General features: G+C 41.2%; 14 protein-coding genes. 3 read left to right on the forward strand and 11 right to left on the reverse strand.

Annotated elements, in window-relative coordinates; translation table 11 throughout:
- Positions 1-193 precede the first annotated feature (193 nt).
- Positions 194-1834 carry a M4 family metallopeptidase gene (locus KHA99_RS13850; RefSeq protein ID WP_213118082.1) on the forward strand — a complete coding sequence of 547 codons (1641 nt, stop codon included), beginning with the start codon at positions 194-196 and terminating at the stop codon, positions 1832-1834.
- A gap of 187 nt (positions 1835-2021) precedes the next feature.
- On the opposite strand, the gene KHA99_RS13855 is transcribed toward KHA99_RS13850, so the two are convergent.
- Positions 2022-3479: a protein adenylyltransferase SelO gene (locus KHA99_RS13855; RefSeq protein WP_213118083.1), complete on the reverse strand. Its 1458-nt coding sequence runs from the start codon at positions 3477-3479 to the stop codon at positions 2022-2024.
- Positions 3480-3729: 250 nt separating this feature from the next.
- Between KHA99_RS13855 and KHA99_RS13860 the strand changes: the two genes are divergently transcribed.
- On the forward strand, positions 3730-5178 hold the full coding sequence (locus KHA99_RS13860; protein WP_213118084.1) for a L,D-transpeptidase family protein: 1449 nt from the start codon (positions 3730-3732) through the stop codon (positions 5176-5178).
- Positions 5179-5235: 57 nt separating this feature from the next.
- On the opposite strand, the gene KHA99_RS13865 is transcribed toward KHA99_RS13860, so the two are convergent.
- From KHA99_RS13865 to KHA99_RS13890, 6 genes are all read right to left on the reverse strand, one after another.
- Positions 5236-7593: a polyprenyl synthetase family protein gene (locus KHA99_RS13865; RefSeq protein WP_213118085.1), complete on the reverse strand. Its 2358-nt coding sequence runs from the start codon at positions 7591-7593 to the stop codon at positions 5236-5238.
- Positions 7594-7822: 229 nt separating this feature from the next.
- Positions 7823-9232, reverse strand: coding sequence for a GntP family permease (locus KHA99_RS13870; protein ID WP_213118086.1), 1410 nt, complete (start codon positions 9230-9232; stop codon positions 7823-7825).
- A gap of 81 nt (positions 9233-9313) precedes the next feature.
- A complete protein-coding gene (gene dmpG, locus KHA99_RS13875; protein ID WP_213118087.1) occupies positions 9314-10327 on the reverse strand; it encodes a 4-hydroxy-2-oxovalerate aldolase in 1014 nt (337 codons plus the stop codon).
- A 19-nt stretch (positions 10328-10346) separates the two neighbouring features.
- Entirely contained in the window at positions 10347-11231 is an 885-nt protein-coding gene (locus tag KHA99_RS13880; RefSeq protein ID WP_213118088.1) for an acetaldehyde dehydrogenase (acetylating), read from the reverse strand.
- Positions 11232-11334: 103 nt separating this feature from the next.
- On the reverse strand, positions 11335-12111 hold the full coding sequence (locus tag KHA99_RS13885; RefSeq protein ID WP_213118089.1) for an IclR family transcriptional regulator: 777 nt from the start codon (positions 12109-12111) through the stop codon (positions 11335-11337).
- 191 nt (positions 12112-12302) lie between these two features.
- Positions 12303-12566: an iron-sulfur cluster biosynthesis family protein gene (locus tag KHA99_RS13890; RefSeq protein WP_213118090.1), complete on the reverse strand. Its 264-nt coding sequence runs from the start codon at positions 12564-12566 to the stop codon at positions 12303-12305.
- 165 nt (positions 12567-12731) lie between these two features.
- On the opposite strand from KHA99_RS13890, the gene KHA99_RS13895 reads away from it, so the two are divergent.
- Positions 12732-12953 carry a hypothetical protein gene (locus tag KHA99_RS13895; protein WP_213118091.1) on the forward strand — a complete coding sequence of 74 codons (222 nt, stop codon included), beginning with the start codon at positions 12732-12734 and terminating at the stop codon, positions 12951-12953.
- 62 nt (positions 12954-13015) lie between these two features.
- On the opposite strand, the gene KHA99_RS13900 is transcribed toward KHA99_RS13895, so the two are convergent.
- The 4 genes from KHA99_RS13900 to KHA99_RS13915 form a co-directional block, all read right to left on the reverse strand.
- On the reverse strand, positions 13016-13393 hold the full coding sequence (locus tag KHA99_RS13900) for a VOC family protein (RefSeq protein ID WP_213118092.1): 378 nt from the start codon (positions 13391-13393) through the stop codon (positions 13016-13018).
- Positions 13394-13583: 190 nt separating this feature from the next.
- Positions 13584-14774, reverse strand: a complete 1191-nt coding sequence (locus tag KHA99_RS13905; RefSeq protein WP_213118093.1) for a serpin family protein — start codon at positions 14772-14774, stop codon at positions 13584-13586.
- Complete coding sequence (locus tag KHA99_RS13910; protein WP_213118094.1) at positions 14740-14946, reverse strand: hypothetical protein; 207 nt, start codon at positions 14944-14946, stop codon at positions 14740-14742. The genes KHA99_RS13905 and KHA99_RS13910 overlap by 35 nt, the downstream gene beginning before the upstream one ends.
- A 7-nt stretch (positions 14947-14953) precedes the next feature.
- Entirely contained in the window at positions 14954-15949 is a 996-nt protein-coding gene (locus KHA99_RS13915; RefSeq protein ID WP_307852067.1) for an ABC transporter substrate-binding protein, read from the reverse strand.
- Positions 15950-16117 lie beyond the last annotated feature (168 nt).

The following is a 16117-nucleotide window of genomic DNA, read 5'->3' on the forward strand; positions in this document are numbered from 1 at the left end:
ATTATATAACAGTATTTTTGGAAATGCCACTGTCTTTTTTTAAAAATTTTCTCTACTTTTTTGATTTTTTCCCAACATCAAAATGAAAACCTTTTCTTTTTCATGGCTATTTTTGATAGTAAAATGAATTCACGACCTATCGAGGTAATATGATAGTTTTAAAAATTAATATGTTTTCCAAGGAGGAGTTTTAGTGAAGAAAAAGGTTTTAGCTTTCGGATTGTCAATCGGTCTCGCTGCCAGTGCCATTGCCCCAGCATCATCATTTGCCGCACCGAAAAATGTCCTGTCCAACTACAAATACAATGAGCTAGTTGGATCCCCAGAGTTTATTTCAGGCAAGCTTACAAACCCCTCAGGTAAAAGTGCAGAAGCTATTGTTCTTGATTATGTAAACGCTAACAAAGACAAATTTAAACTTGGTTCCAAATCCGCATTGGAATCGTTCAAAATCACCTCCAGCAATAAAGACAAGCTTGGCGGAACGGCGCTGAGACTCCAACAATTGTACAACGGTGTTCCTGTTTGGGGCGCTGCACAGGCAGCGTTTGTCGCGGAGGACGGAACTCTGAATGTATTCTCCGGAACAGTCACTCCAGACTTGGAAACGAAAAAAGGGCTGAACAAGGAGAAAAAGGTCAATGCCAATCAAGCAATAAAAATTGCGGAAGCAGATCTTGGGCTTTCTCCTGAATACGAGAAAAAGCCATCTGCTGATCTGGTTGTTTTCACACAAGGTAATGATGCTAACTATGCATATCTAGTAAACTTAAATTTCCTAGAACCAAAACCAGGAAACTATAATTATTTTATTGATGCGGCCACTGGGGAAATTTTAAATAAATACAATGACCTTCATGAAGCAAAAACCGGCCCAGGCGTAACAGGTACAAATACAACGGGCAGCGGAGTTGGTGTTTTAGGAGATACGAAGGCCTTAAACATGCTTTTATCCAGTTCAACTTATTATCTGCAGGATAATACAAGAGGAAACGGTGTAATCACATATGATGCGTCCAACCGTTCCCGTACGCCAGGGACACTTTGGACAAGTGTTGACAACCTGTTAAATAGTTCTTATGAGAGTCCTGCGGTTGATGCCCACTATTATGCAGGCAAAACCTTTGATTACTATAAAAATTTCTTTGCCCGCAATTCCTATGATAATAAGGGAGGAGCCTTAAAATCGACGGTCCACTATGGCCGAAACTACAACAACGCCTTCTGGAATGGCAGTCAAATGGTGTATGGGGATGGAGACGGAACTACCTTTATCCCGTTATCAGGTGGTATTGATGTTGTTGCCCACGAGCTGACCCATGCGGTTACAGACACTAGTTCAGATTTAGTCTACCAAAATGAGTCCGGAGCATTAAATGAAGCCATTTCTGATATTTTTGGTACACTTGTTGAATTTTATAATGGGAAAAATCCAGATTATGAGATTGGCGAGGACGTTTATACTCCAGCAAAGGCAAATGATGCCCTTCGTTCGATGAGTGATCCAACGAAATACGGCGATCCGGATCATTATTCAAAACGTTATACTGGAACAAGTGATAACGGCGGCGTTCATACGAACAGCGGCATTATCAATAAAGCTGCCTACCTGCTGGCTGTCGGTGGAACTCATTATGGTGTAACGGTTCAGGGGATCGGCAATGATAAAGTGGGGGCAATTTATTATCGTGCAAATACCGTCTACTTAACAGCCTCCTCTACCTTCAGCCAGGCACGCGCTGCTCTGGTACAAGCTGCTGCGGATCTTTATGGGGCTAGCTCTGCGGAGGTTACTGCAGTTAATAAATCATTTGATGCGGTAGGAGTATATTAAATTTTTTTCATAAAATAAAAAGAAGCTCCAGCCTGGGTTGGAGCTTCTTTTTCAATTCAAATTTCACTGCGCTCATTACATAAAAATAGGAACTCACGACATAATTTTGCTTCTTAACTACAAAATTCAGGAGTCTCACGACAAACTTAGGAATAAAACGGAAACCGACGAAGTTTTCCTTTCCTAATCATGTACCGCAATAAGTTCTGTATGGTTTGTTCGTAACTGCAGGAATTGTACAGTATTCTTCCTGTTCTGGTACGTAGGCAAAAGGGTGCGACAGAGCACTTAGGAGGTTCATCATTACGCTGAAGTCGCCTTGACTGACTGCTGCATCAAGAGCTTCCTCCACTCGGTGGTTGCGCGGGATGACAGAGGGATTGGAATTCCGCATTAACTTTTGGGATTCCTCTGTTGCTTCCTGCTGCATGCCGAGTCTTGCCTGCCAACGCTTATGCCATTCGGAAAATTCCGGTGCATTATACAGCTCCGCTCCCTCCAAACGATTCAATGTTAAAGCTCGGAAGGTATTGGTGTAGTCAGCACGATTTTTTTGCATTAGGCTAAGCAGGTCTTCCACAAGCGATTCATCTTCTGCCTCTTCATTAATAAGACCCAGCTTTGCCCGCATTCCGGCAAGCCAATTTTGGCGGTATAACCCGTCATATTCTGAAATAGCCTCTTGGGCCAATTTAACTGCTTCCTCCTCGTTTTCATGAAGCAGCGGCAATAAGCTTTCCGCAAATCGGGCCAGATTCCACCCGCCAATAAACGGCTGATTGCCATAGGCATAACGTCCCTCCCTGTCGATAGAACTGAATACCGTTGCCGGATCATAGGTGTCCATAAAGGCACAAGGGCCATAATCGATGGTCTCTCCGCTAATAGTCATATTGTCCGTATTCATGACCCCGTGAATAAAACCGACGAGCTGCCATTTGGCAATCAGTGAGGCCTGACGTTTTATGACCTCCTTAAGAAATGACAGGTACTTTTTATTATCATCAGCGACTTCAGGATAATGGCGTTTTATTGTATAGTCAGCCAGAATCCTTAATTCATCCACATTGCCTTTCCCGGCAGCATATTGAAAGGTTCCAACCCTAATATGACTGGACGCAACGCGTGTCAAAATGGCACCAGGAAGCTCGGTTTCACGATAAATGGCTTCCCCTGTAGTCACCACGGCCAGACTGCGGGTAGTCGGAATACCTAGAGCATGCATGGCTTCACTAATGATATATTCTCGAAGCATCGGTCCAAGCGCCGCCCGTCCATCCCCTCCGCGGGAAAACGGTGTTCTGCCTGAGCCCTTTAGTTGAATATCATACCGTTTTCCGTCCGGAGTGATTTGCTCCCCCAGCAGCACTGCCCGTCCATCCCCCAGCATTGTAAAATAGCCAAATTGATGCCCGGCATAGGCTTGCGCAAGCGGCGCAGCACCTTCGGGTATTTTGTTTCCAGCAAACACCTCAACAGCTTCTTCACCCTGAAGAACCTCTGGATTCAACCCCAAAGCAGATGCCAAATGACCGTTAAGAATAACCAATTTTGGTGAATCAACTGGAGCAGGTTTCGTATCAGTAAAAAAAGCTTTCGGGAGTTGTGCATAACTATTATCAAAATTCCAGCCTGGATTACTCATATTTTCTTTATCCCTTCTTTGAAGCATGGGGACGGTTCTTTTGCTTCTGAAGCAAAAGAACCGTCCCTATGCTCTAATTTATATTCAGTTTATCCTAAGATGGTTTAAATTAGCACTTATTTTATACTATGAAAATCTAGTAAATTATTAATGATTAATTAAGCATATTGTTGTAGACTAAAAGGGAGTTATGGGATTAAAGTCGGTGGAAATTATACCGATGTTATTAGGCATTTATGGGGGAAGATTAATGAGTAACACAGAAGTGAATTTGGCTGGCGAAATCCAGAGCAGACGAGGCAAATCGGTCAAACAGCATAAAAGTTGGAAGTTTATCACAGCAGGCAGCACCGTCATTATCGTACTCATTATTGCAGGAGTCAGTTATTACCAGGCAACCCGATTCAATTCGCAGACTACGATTAATGATATAAAAGTCGGTGGGATGACGGCTGATCAAGCATTAAAAAAATTACAAACCACTGTCCTACAAAATAGGGTCTTTGTCGGACAGCAGCAAATTTTAGATGAAGAAGATACAAAGATGGGTTTTGCGGACCAGGATTTGCCTGAGGTTAAGAAAATACTAAAAAGCCAGTGGACATTTTTTCCATCTACAAAGGCAAAAAATTATCATCTGATACCTGAAAAGGCAGACCAATTCCGAAGCGAAACAATGAAAAAACTTGTGGAAGAAAAGCTCCTATCCATGAATAAAAGTTTAAAAGCACCCCAAGATGCAGAGGCGAAGCTTGCGCAGGGCAGTATTGTTATCACCAAAAGCAAGGATGGAGAGCAGTATGACGTCTCAAGCCTATTGAAGGAATACGACAAGCAGCATTATCAGAGTGACATTCATCTTAATCCTTTATACATACAGCCAATCAAAGAAAATAGCGCCATTGTAAAAAATGAACAGAAAAAGCTGCAAGAACTTCTTGGGCAGACTGTTGAGTATAAGGTTCAGGATCAAGTCTTTTCTTTAAAAGCTAGTGAAGTAATTAAAAATGCCTCTGTGACTAAGGATTTGAAAGTTACAATTGACCCGAATGACATAAAAAACAAAGTTGCGGAAATAAATGAGACAAAATCCACATTAAATAAAGACTTCTCATTTAAGACCCACTCGGGTTCGGTCATATCTGTAAAAGGAAAAGGCTACGGCTGGGCATTAGATGTTGACAAAGAAACTGCTCAAATTCAAGCAGCTTTTGAAAAGGGAGAGAATTCCATTGCAGCATCCAATGTTATTGGACACGGATGGAAGGGTGAAGGCTACGGTTACGATACAACCGCGAACAACGGAATTGGCGACACGTATGCTGAAGTATCCCTTGCCGAACAGCGAATTTGGATTTACAAAGATGGTAAATTGGTCATCACAACAAATGTCGTGACTGGAAAACACAGCACTGGCAATGATACTTCAACAGGAGTTTGGTATATTCTCTATAAACGATCTCCTTCCATACTAACAGGCAGGGAACTCGGAGGAAAACCAAGTTATCAAGTACAGGTAAATTATTGGGCTCCTTTTACGAACGATGGACAAGGGTTCCACGATGCCAGCTGGCGGAAAAACTGGGCAAGCAATGCCTATCTTAACGATGGCTCGCACGGCTGCGTCAACACACAACCAGACGATATGAAAGTCGTATACGAAAATCTCAGCACATACGAACCGGTTGTCATATACTGAAACATGGGGACGGTTCTTTTGCTTCAAAAAATGAAGCAAAAGAACCGTCCCCTCTTTTTAATGATCCCTATTAACAATATAGTTCATTAAATGTTTCAAAAAAGTCGTGTTGCGCGGCACTTCCTCTAGTGTGTCCATTGCCAGACAATAATGGTCCCACATCGCTTTTTTTGCATCTTCTGCGCCCAGGATGGATACAAACGTTGAGCTGTTGTTATCAGCATCCTTGCCTGCGGGTTTCCCTAATACGTTCTGATCCCCTTCCAAATCTAGAAGATCATCCTTAATCTGAAAGGCAATGCCGGCATGCCTGGCGAATTTTTTCAAGGCGGACTGTTCGGACGCGTGAGCTTGTGCAAGAATTGCCGGCATGATTAAAGCCGCTTCGAAAGCAATTCCGGTTTTATAAAAGCACATGACATTCAGTTGTTCCAGTGTTAATGGCTTGCCTTTAGATTCCAGGTCCATCGCCTGCCCCTTACACATATCCTCTGTTACCTGGACCGAATATTGAATCAAGCGAAGCACTGTTTCTGCATTGAACGAGGTAAGCGAAGTCTGTTCCTCGATCGCCTTTTGGGTTAAAAAAAGAGCAGTTAGTTCAGCAATGGCGATGTTATAGGTCTTATGCAGAGTTGGCCGTCCCCTGCGGATTGCAGCATTGTCCTGAAACGGAAGGTCATCAAAAATAAGTGATGCCGTATGCATGTATTCTAATGACCGTAAAAGCGGAGTAATGGCGGAACCGTCCAAACCATATCCATCAACACCCATGACCCACGTCATAATGGGCCGCAGCCGCTTCCCGTCACCCTCAAGACTGTAATTGGCGGCATCGCTAATGGGGTCATTCCTTAATGGCACATCTTCAATTTTCAAGGTCCCGTTAATTTGGTCGCGCACCGTTTCGATTCTATCTAAAAAGTCGTCTTGCTCCAAACGGTCATTTTTTAAATTTGTAATAATATGGTCGCGCAGCAGCTTATCAAAGAAATCCACATCGTCTGCCTTCTGAACCATATTTTGAATAACACGATTAAATGTAGGATTGCCCGAAGCAAATAAATCCATCACTTCATTGTATTTGTTTGTTCCTAGACGCACCTTAAATCGTTTCAGGCCGTTTATGGCTCGGTCCAGTATGACCTCGCATGTCTTTGGATCGGAGTGAAAGACATTGTGAATCAAATTAGCAATAACCGCCCAGTACAACTCAAATGGGTTGATAAGGTCATCGCGCTGGTTGTGGTATTTCATATAGTAGGTATACGGCGTGACGGCACCGTCTTTTATGTCATCGAACATATCGGCAAAATCATCCGCCAGTTGATTATAAATGCCGTAAAAGAAGGTCCGGTTGTCAAACCCCTCATCCTCAGGAGCGCTGATGACAGAACGGGCAATTAATCGGGACGAAGACGATTTTAAAATGATCGGTATGTACAGTTCTTCATTGGTGTAATTAGGGTTGGATAAACTTTTAACACGGTCCACTTCTTGAGAATTAAAAAAGATGTAGGCCTGCTCGGAAAAATGCTTTCTCGTTTCCGGATGCTGATGGGACTTAATATAGTCAAAGGCATCGCGGAGTTCAGAATGAATATAACAAATGAGACTGGCATTAGGTCCTATCCAGTTGCCTAAATCAGGAACAGATCCTGTAACAAGGGTGGTCCGGATTAAACTGGAGTATTCCTCTTTTTCTTTATTGGACAAAACATGGGCATCTAGTAGATCGTCAATAAAGGGATAGGTCAGACCGTAGGCATAACCCAGCCTGATGGCTTCATCAAGCCTCTGGCTCCGTTCTTCTTGGGCAGTTTCATCAGCCATTTCTTCATTTACATGCAGGATGACCCCCGCAATGATTTTAATCAATTTTCGTTTGGCATGCTCGGGATCCATTCCCTCCGGAATGTTGTCGGATACGATTTTCAGTTTGTTCATCAGCCAAATAAAGGCGGATTCAATCCCTTCCTTCTGCGCCCAGCGATACAAACCGGCCATGCTGAAAAAATCAGTTTTGTCATCAAGGCTTGTCAGGTGATTTTTTAAATTGGACACAACACTCCGTACCCTGGCCTGTATTTCTGGTGACTCCAGAGATTTGCCGAGGTCCCGCATGTAAAGATAGGAAATGCTTCGATCCAGATAATCGTCCAGTTTACCGGTATAGTCGAGCCATTGAATATATTGGTAGTATCCCCGAAAATCCGGCCTTTGCCTTCTTCGAAATAGGAAGGTTAATAGAGGATGACGAATATGGTTGTGTTTCCACTCTTGGAAATCCGTTGTCAAAGCAGTGACATAGCTTTTTTCTGTGACCAGTTTGTATAGCGTCCGAAAATATTCAGCAGCCTTTTGCTCAGCCTGCTGATAACACTCATCGGCATTTATTAATAACTCTTCGATCATTTGAAGCACAACCTCTGCTTAAGGTTTTTTATCTTGCGATACTTATTAAATTGAGATTAACACAATCCTCTTCATTTTTTCTTAAAAACTAGCAAATATATTAAAATATAGTACTGGAAAAATAACTTTATAACCGGAAAGCTTAATAAGTGCAAAAAGGCAAGCAGACTTGTCCACATTTAGACATCGTCTACTTGCCTGTTTTCGCAACTAGTTCTTTATAAATTTCTTAAACAATTCCAGTTACCATATAAACACCAATTACAAAGAATGCAGCGATTGTTTTGATAATCGTAATCGCAAATATATCGCGATAGGATTGCTTATGTGTCTGACCAGTGATCGCGAGTAATGTAATAACAGCTCCGTTATGTGGAAGTGTATCCATCCCTCCCGATGCCATAGAAATAACACGGTGCATAACTTCTAGTGGAATATCAAATTGATTAGCCAGTTCAATATAGGTTTTACTCATAATACCTAATGAAATGGCAATACCCGCCGATGCAGAGCCTGAAATAGCAGACAGAACGTTTGTCGTTACGGCACCGTTTAATAAAGGATTTTCAAATGCTTTGGAGATGCCGTCTCTTGCAATCGCAAATCCAGGCAAATTTGAAATAACAGCACCAAAACCATATTCAGTAGCAGAGTTCATGATTGCTAGCAGTGCCCCGCCAATCCCGACATTCATGCCAACCTTAAAATTCGTCAGAACAGGTTTTCGATTATACAAAATAGTGGCAAAAATCCCTGCAAGAAGAGCAATTTCAACTGACCAAATACCAACGACTTGTGCCGTTTCAATGTTCGGGAAAGTCGTTAAACCGATCTTCGAAAAATCAAAACCATTTGGATACCATTTTGGAATCACTGTGGTTAACACCTTATTTAACACACCAACTAGGACAACCGGAACAAAGGCAAATATTTTGCGGCCGACGCTTTCTTTTACATCTAAGTCGATTTTAATTTCCTCTTCGGTAATCGTTCCAAAGCTATCATAGCCTTCACCGGCTTTTTCTGCTTTTTTCCGGCGTGAATCTAAATACAGCATCCCGACTGTAAAGATGAAAATGGCCCCGATAATTCCAAGTGTAGGTGCGGCATAAAGGTTTGTTTTAAAAAATGTTGTCGGAATAACGTTTTGCACCTGTGGGGAACCTGGCAGCGCATCCATTGTAAAGGTAAAAGAACCAAGGGCAATCGTTCCCGGAATTAACCGTTTCGGAATATTGGATTGTCTAAACAAATTGGCTGCAAACGGATATACAGCAAATGCCACAACGACTAAGCTTACGCCGCTGTAGGTAAGAATTGCGCACAATAAAACAATAACTAACATGGCACGCTTGCGTCCCACTAATTGAATCAAGGTGGTGGCGATGGAACGTGCTAAACCGGACATTTCTACTACTTTACCAAAAATAGCTCCCAGCAAGAAAATAGGAAAATATAATTTTATATATTCCACCATTTTTCCCATAAAGACATTCGAATAAAACGGGAGAACATAATCTGGATTTGTTAATAATACCGCAAATAATGCACATACCGGTGCAAAAATGATGACTGAAAATCCGCGGTAGGCGATAAACATTAACAACCCCAGCGCTAAGAGAATAATAACTAGTTCCATAAAATTTCTCCTCTATCTTAGATGATCTAACCCTTTGCTGAAAAATGTTAATTGTGCGTATTCTAAGATGTCCAAAAAGACTTAGTTTTTGTTTTTAGCAATTTCCGCTGCTACATCCACGATCATATCCTCTTGACCGCCGACAACTTTACGTTTTCCTAACTCTATTAAAATGTCACGTGAATCGATGCCAAATTTAGTTGCAGCACGTTTCGCATGAAGGGCAAAGCTTGAATAAACCCCTGCATATCCTAGTGTCAGGCTGTCTCTAGTAATTTCCTGTGGTACCGGCAGAATCGGTGCGACGATATCTTCTGCCATATCCATTATTTTATATAAATCGATGCCTGTTTTAATTCCCATCCGTTCACAAACGGCAACCAGCACTTCTGTCTGGGTGTTTCCGGCACCGGCACCTAAGCAGCGAACACTGCCATCGATGCGGGTCGCCCCTTCTTCAATTGCAACAAGCGTATTGGCCATGGCAAGAGAAAGATTGTTATGACCGTGGAAGCCGATATTAATTCCTACAGATTGTTTAAGGGCACGAATCCGTTCACGTACTTGTTCCGGAAGAAGATAACCTGCTGAATCAACCACATAAACAGTATCAGCACCGTAGCTTTCCATTAATTTAGCCTGTTCAACAAGTTTGTCTACTGGTGCCATGTGGTTCATCATTAAGAATCCAACTGTTTCCATACCAAGTTCTTTTGCATAAGCAATATGCTGCGGTGCCACATCTGCTTCAGTAACATGTGTAGCAATACGAGCCATTTTTGCCCCTAAATTAGCCGCTTCCTTTAGCTCATGCAGTGTACCGATTCCCGGTATTAATAAAACAGCAATTTTTGATTTATCAGCAACCGAAACAGCTGCTTCGATTAATTCCATTTCATTTGTTTTTGACAGGCCATATTGTAAAGAAGACCCTGCAAGTCCATCACCGTGTGATACTTCAATAAATGGTACATTGGCATCATTCAATGCTTTTGCTACTTTCAATACTTGCTCGACAGTATATTGATGGGCAATCGCATGGCTGCCGTCCCGTAATGCTACTTCAGTAATGATAATATCCCTGTTGTTTTCCATTGTTTTTTCGGCCCCTTTCTTAAACGGTTTGTTTCTGTAATAAGTTTTTTGCAAATTCTTCTGCGATTTTAACACCTGCAGCTGTCATAATATCTAGGTTTCCAGAGTATTTTGGCAGATAATCCCCTGCTCCTTCTACCTCTAAGAAAATGGTTACCTTATTTCCATCAAAAATCGGCTCTGTACGTAGACGATACCCCGGAACATAGGATTGAACGACCTTAGTCATTTCTGCAATTGATTGTCTGATCGCTTCCTCGTTCATCTTTCCTTCTTCGACAAGCGTATAAACGGTGTCACGCATAAGGATCGGCGGTTCAGCAGGATTCAGGATAATGATGGCCTTTCCTTTTTTCGCGCCCCCAACTACCTCAATCGCACGGGATGTCGTTTCAGTAAACTCATCGATATTTGCGCGAGTCCCTGGTCCGGCACTGCGGCTTGAAATGGTTGCCACAATCTCGGCATATTCAACTGGGCAAACACGATTGACTGCATGCACCATTGGGATCGTCGCTTGGCCCCCGCAAGTAATCAAATTGATATTATCTTTCTCTAAATGCTCTTGAATGTTTACCGCAGCACACACATATGGTCCAACCGCAGCAGGAGTCATATCGATTACTTTCTTTCCTGCTTCCTTTAACACTTTTGAGTTATAGAGATGTGCTTTGGCAGAAGTTGCATCAAAAATGATGTCAGCCAATTCCGGTGTTTTCAGAAACCCATCAATACCATCGCTTATAGTTGTATATCCTAATTCCTTGGCACGGCGCAGTCCATCCGAATTTGGATCAATCCCAATCACAGTGGTTAATTCCAAAATTTCAGAGCGGCCAAGCTTAATCATTAAATCTGTCCCAATATTTCCTGAGCCAAGAATGGCAACTTTTACTTTTTCCACTTCATTTCTCCTCCTAAAAATTAGTTCACGGGTAGTTCACGGGGACGGTTCTCGTGTCCCATTTTATTCAATCCCTATTCCAAAATAGCTGCCAGAACAGTCCCTATCGTTGCATTACACCTTTGTAGCCCAGTGCCTTTGAAATCTCTAATGCAGCTTTCCGGATTCCGGCGATGACCTTTGGAAGACGTTCTTCATCTAGCCTGATTTTAGGGGCGGCACAGCTTATTGAAGCGATTACATTCCCTTGATGGTTAAAGATCGGAGCAGCGATACATTTCAGCCCTAACTCAATTTCTTCATCGTCAACCGCATAGCCGCACTCACGGATGGATTTTAAATGATTTTTAATTTCCTCTTTATCCGTCATCGTGAACTCCGTAAACGACAGCAAATTTTGGATTGACAGCAGCCGATCTACCTCTTGATCGCTTAAGTGGGCCAAAATAGCTTTCCCGACTCCTGTACAATGTACCGGGGCTCTTTTTCCAATATGCGAGTACATCGTCAGGGTTCTCGGTCCATCTTCCTTTTCGATATAAATAATTTCGTTGCGGTTCAATAAAACTAAGTGAACGGTTTCATTTAGTTCATTGACTAAATCCTTGATAATTGGTCGAGCAATGCTTCTTATGTCCAAATGTTTGCCGACAAAATTACCTAGTTCAAAAAGCTTTATACCTAAACGGTATTTGAGGTCATCCGGGTTTTGCTGAAGGTATCCCCTGTGTTCCAAAGTCTTAATAATCCCATGGACAGTACTTTTCGATAGATTTACCTTCTCGCTTATTTCCTTGACGCTTAGCTCTGAATTTGTTGTTAAAAAAATTTCAAGGACATCTGCTGCTCTTTCAATCGATTGAATTAAACGTTCAGACATTATTAATCCTCCATTGCGTTCGATATTGTCGAACACCATTCGATAATATCAACCTACAAATTTATAATATCTTGCATTTTTTATTGTGTCAATATTTTTAGAATTCATAAATTTTAAGTAAACCTGCTTGAAATGGGTGGTTAAAAGCAAAAAAAAGAGCCTAATCCTTGCGGAATAAGCTCTTTGAAAAATTAGATAATCTCAAATTGTTTAAAACCAGTCGTGTCGGGGATAAAATCCAATGTTTTGTTCCTGAAATAATGGCATTCGGATTGGTCAATGATAAACTGAAGTTCATCCAATTTTATTAATTCGTCATTTGCCTGAATGGAATCTTCAAAGGTCAGTTTAGCTTTCATAAAACAACTTTTCCGCATTTGCAAGCGGATAAATGTGTTTGAATTTTGCAATCGGTTTTGTAATTCTGCTTTCGCTGCTTCAGTTAAAATAAACATATAATCATCTCGTTTTTTCGTTTTTTAATCAATCTATAACTCTATTTAAAATTAAGTGGAAATTAATTTCAAGTTTTTATGTAAGCGTTTTTGGTCTAAAACCACCTTTCAATAAATATTTTTGTAGAGAGACAACCCATTAAAAATGAAAGGTGAGGCCCGCCCATGTTTGCAGTTCATTTTCTTGAAAATAAAAATGTTTTATTAACTCAGCTGCTAAAACGTATTCCAGCAGTTGGAGAGGATCTAACCATTAAAGGCCGCAAAGCCAAGGTTTCAAACGTCGAGCATATTGACGAAAAAACGATACATGTGAAAGTGGTTTTAGAAGAAATCAAAAAAGGTAAAGTGGCAGTTGTCGATAATTCTAAGAAGAAAAAGAAATAAGGAACACGGGGACGGTTCTTTTGTTTCAATTTTTGAAACAAAAGAACCGTCCCTATTTATCCTTATTTATCTTCCCTTAACAAATAATCATTGCCGTCCTGGTCATGGAAGGAAAACATCGTTCCGAATGGCATTCTTAACATTTCCCCTACTTTTACTCCATTTTGTTTCATTTTTTCATAAGCAGATTCGATATCGGCCGTGCTGAAGAGGATCGATGGGTGCTGAACCTTTGATGGGTCATGCTGTTCCATCGCAGCTTTTGCATAAAGGACTAAGTTAGTGAATTCATCGCCACTTGGTCCGACTTCTATCCAAGAGAAGTCTGGCCCCATTGGCTGCTCTTCTTTTAGGACAAAGCCGACTTTATTAATCCAAAAATCTTTTGCTTCTTCTTGATCATTTACATAAACAGTAACTTTTGCAACTTTATTAATCATCCTGCTAAAACTCCTTTTCTAAATATACAAAATAAGTTTATCAACCTAATTTTGCAAAAGCAATTTTAAATGAAAACTCGTCGATCGGCGAGTCCGTTAGGACGAAGACAGAGACCTAGTTGAATTTATGCGTTAAGAAAGTGTAAAATTAGGGGGAATTTTACACTTTCTTATTAGCCAAAAAAATGAACTATTTTTGAGTTCCCCCCTGAGGGTCAGATATCAACCCCATAAATAAAATAGTTCCGCTTTCTTCTTCGGTAATCGCCATGAAAAATGGCCGATTTACTTCTATAAAGAAGGGATTATCTATGCTTGCCGACTCTTTTACCATTTGGACAGAGGTTGCCGCAGCCCCTTCTGTCCCTGCTTCATTCACATCGATAAATGTCTTTTGTTTCACTTCACTGATCATTATGGGATCCGTCTCTTTCACCATTTTTGAAAAATTAGCACGAGTGTCAAAAGCGGTCTCCATCCCCAGATTCTTTAATGGGTCATTCAATATCACTTCATACTCCAATTGAAACTTTGGCAGCAGAACGGTCCCCTTTTTTTCGGTAAATTCAGAGTTCCACTTCTCCCAATTTTCAGTTGTCAGCATTTTTTGGAATGCTGCTAAATTGGAACTCTCCCTTGGAAGAAATATCTTCATGCTCATTTGACCATCACCATATGGAAGCGAAACCGCCTGGAAATCTTCGGTTTCCAAATAAGCCAATTTTTCGTTCAGCGTCATAAGCGGCACCTTTTTGGTGGTCCCTTCTGTCAGATAAAAAGTTTGTTCCTTTGTTTGCTCTTTATCAAATTCATATTGCCATTTCCCGTTAAAATAAATCGCGTTAATCAGAACAGCGACTAAATCTGGATCTAAAGGAGCTTCAATAATTTCCTTAATTTTACCATTCGTCGATTTCTTCACCCAATCATTAATCAACGGAACCGATTGGCTATCATTGATATCAATCTCTTTTATTTCTGCATTAAAATAATCTCTGTTGTTCGTTGCAAAATCGTCCTGAAAGTGGAAGTCTTTGTTTAACCAAATGGAGTTTGCGATATTGAGCTGAATTTGCTTTGAATGCTTATGTAACATCGACATCATTGAGGCGTTTGCTTGACTTAACTCACTGGCATCCATTCCGGTCGTTTGCAAAACCTTCGCCATCTCTTCCTTTGTTGCCCCATCGGCCCCGTTGTAGACCATTGACAACGCCATGAATAAACTTGTCGGAGAAATAACCGTATTGCCGCCGTTTCCTGCTCCTATCTCTGTTAACAGTTTCATCCCCAATTGATTATTGGCGGAAACAATTTCCGTATAATCTTCCTTTCCAAAAATAGCGTTAATGGATGGAGCCAAATTTCCGGTTTGTTTCATTCCCATCCCCCACACCATTAGAATAAAGAAAACCACTAGTATAAGCGGAAAAATGAATTTTTTCATCACACCACCACTCCTTTACTAGATTAGACTGCCCACCTAAAATAAAAGTTTCAAAGCAAAGGGACGGTTCTTGTGCTTCAAATTGAAGCACAAGAACCGTCCCCATGTTTCACTTATTCTCCTAGTATCTTAGCGTCCTTAATTAAATCTTCTGTTAGGGTGATGCCTTCTTCAGCAGCGGCTTTTTTGTTGATGACGAGTTCTAGCTTTTCTGGGAAGCCGACTGGAATTTCGCTTGGTTTCTTTCCTTTTAGGATTTCGACTGCCATTTTACCAGTTGAATAGCCAAGATCATGGTAGTTTAGACCATAAGAGGCGAATGTTCCTCGTTTTACAGAATCACCTTCACCAACAAATGTTGGGATATCTTTCGCATTTGCTACAGTAATAACGGATTCAAGAGCAGCAACAACCGTATTGTCCTTAGGAATGTAAAGGACATCCACACGACCAACTAATGATTCAGCAGCCTGCTTCACTTCGGAACCGGCTGTAATAGTTGTCTCAACTGACTCCAGTCCCTCTGCCTCAATCGCTTTCTTGGCATTCTTCACGTTTACAACAGAGTTAGGTTCACCATTGTTATAGATGATGCCGACCTTCTTGGCATTAGGAACAAACTTCTTTATCGCAGCAATCGTATTCTTAATGGCATCTGGGTGCGTATCAGATGTTCCAGTGGCATTGCCGCCTGGCTTATCTAAACTTTTAACTAATTGCGCACCAACCGGATCCGTAATAGCCGTAAATAAAACTGGTATCTCCTTCGTGTTTTTCAATACAGCCTGTGCACTTGGCGTGGCAATTGCTAAAATTAGATCATTCTTGTCCGAAACTAATTTTTGGGCAATTGATAAATTGGTATTCATGTCGCCCTGTGCATTTTGGTAATCAAGCTTCAAGTTCTTTCCTTCTTCATAACCAGCATCCTTCAAGGCCGCGATAAACCCTTCGCGGGCAGCATCAAGGGACGGATGCTCAACGATTTGCGTGATCCCTATTTTTACTTCTTTTTCTTTCTTTTCCCCACTAGTTTCCTTGCTTCCCCCACCACAAGCAGAAAGCAGCAACAATACTCCCATCAAAACAATGGCTAAACTCTTTTTCACCTTTTCTCCCCCTCAGCGGACTATGAACGCAGTAATAACCGCTCTAATTTTTCTGAAAAATAAATAATATTCAGATTTTACCATATATTATTGTTATAGAACAATAGATTTTCGATAAAAATTTTATCACTTTAAACCAAAAAAGCGTTGCTCATTTTTGATAAAGCA

This window comes from Neobacillus rhizophilus, from assembly GCF_018343535.1.
Classification (GTDB): Bacteria; Bacillota; Bacilli; order Bacillales; family Cytobacillaceae; genus Neobacillus; species Neobacillus rhizophilus.

Bases quoted from the DNA above. Each gene is read 5' to 3' on its own strand.
- KHA99_RS13855 (WP_213118083.1), bottom strand. From the start codon at position 3,479: ATGAGTAATCCAGGCTGGAATTTTGATAATAGTTATGCACAACTCCCG.
- KHA99_RS13860 (WP_213118084.1), top strand. From the start codon at position 3,730: ATGAGTAACACAGAAGTGAATTTGGCTGGCGAAATCCAGAGCAGACGA.
- KHA99_RS13865 (WP_213118085.1), bottom strand. From the start codon at position 7,593: ATGATCGAAGAGTTATTAATAAATGCCGATGAGTGTTATCAGCAGGCT.
- KHA99_RS13870 (WP_213118086.1), bottom strand. From the start codon at position 9,232: ATGGAACTAGTTATTATTCTCTTAGCGCTGGGGTTGTTAATGTTTATC.
- dmpG (WP_213118087.1), bottom strand. From the start codon at position 10,327: ATGGAAAACAACAGGGATATTATCATTACTGAAGTAGCATTACGGGAC.
- KHA99_RS13885 (WP_213118089.1), bottom strand. From the start codon at position 12,111: ATGTCTGAACGTTTAATTCAATCGATTGAAAGAGCAGCAGATGTCCTT.
- KHA99_RS13890 (WP_213118090.1), bottom strand. From the start codon at position 12,566: ATGTTTATTTTAACTGAAGCAGCGAAAGCAGAATTACAAAACCGATTG.
- KHA99_RS13895 (WP_213118091.1), top strand. From the start codon at position 12,732: ATGTTTGCAGTTCATTTTCTTGAAAATAAAAATGTTTTATTAACTCAG.
- KHA99_RS13900 (WP_213118092.1), bottom strand. From the start codon at position 13,393: ATGATTAATAAAGTTGCAAAAGTTACTGTTTATGTAAATGATCAAGAA.
- KHA99_RS13905 (WP_213118093.1), bottom strand. From the start codon at position 14,774: ATGAAACAAACCGGAAATTTGGCTCCATCCATTAACGCTATTTTTGGA.
- KHA99_RS13910 (WP_213118094.1), bottom strand. From the start codon at position 14,946: ATGGGGACGGTTCTTGTGCTTCAATTTGAAGCACAAGAACCGTCCCTT.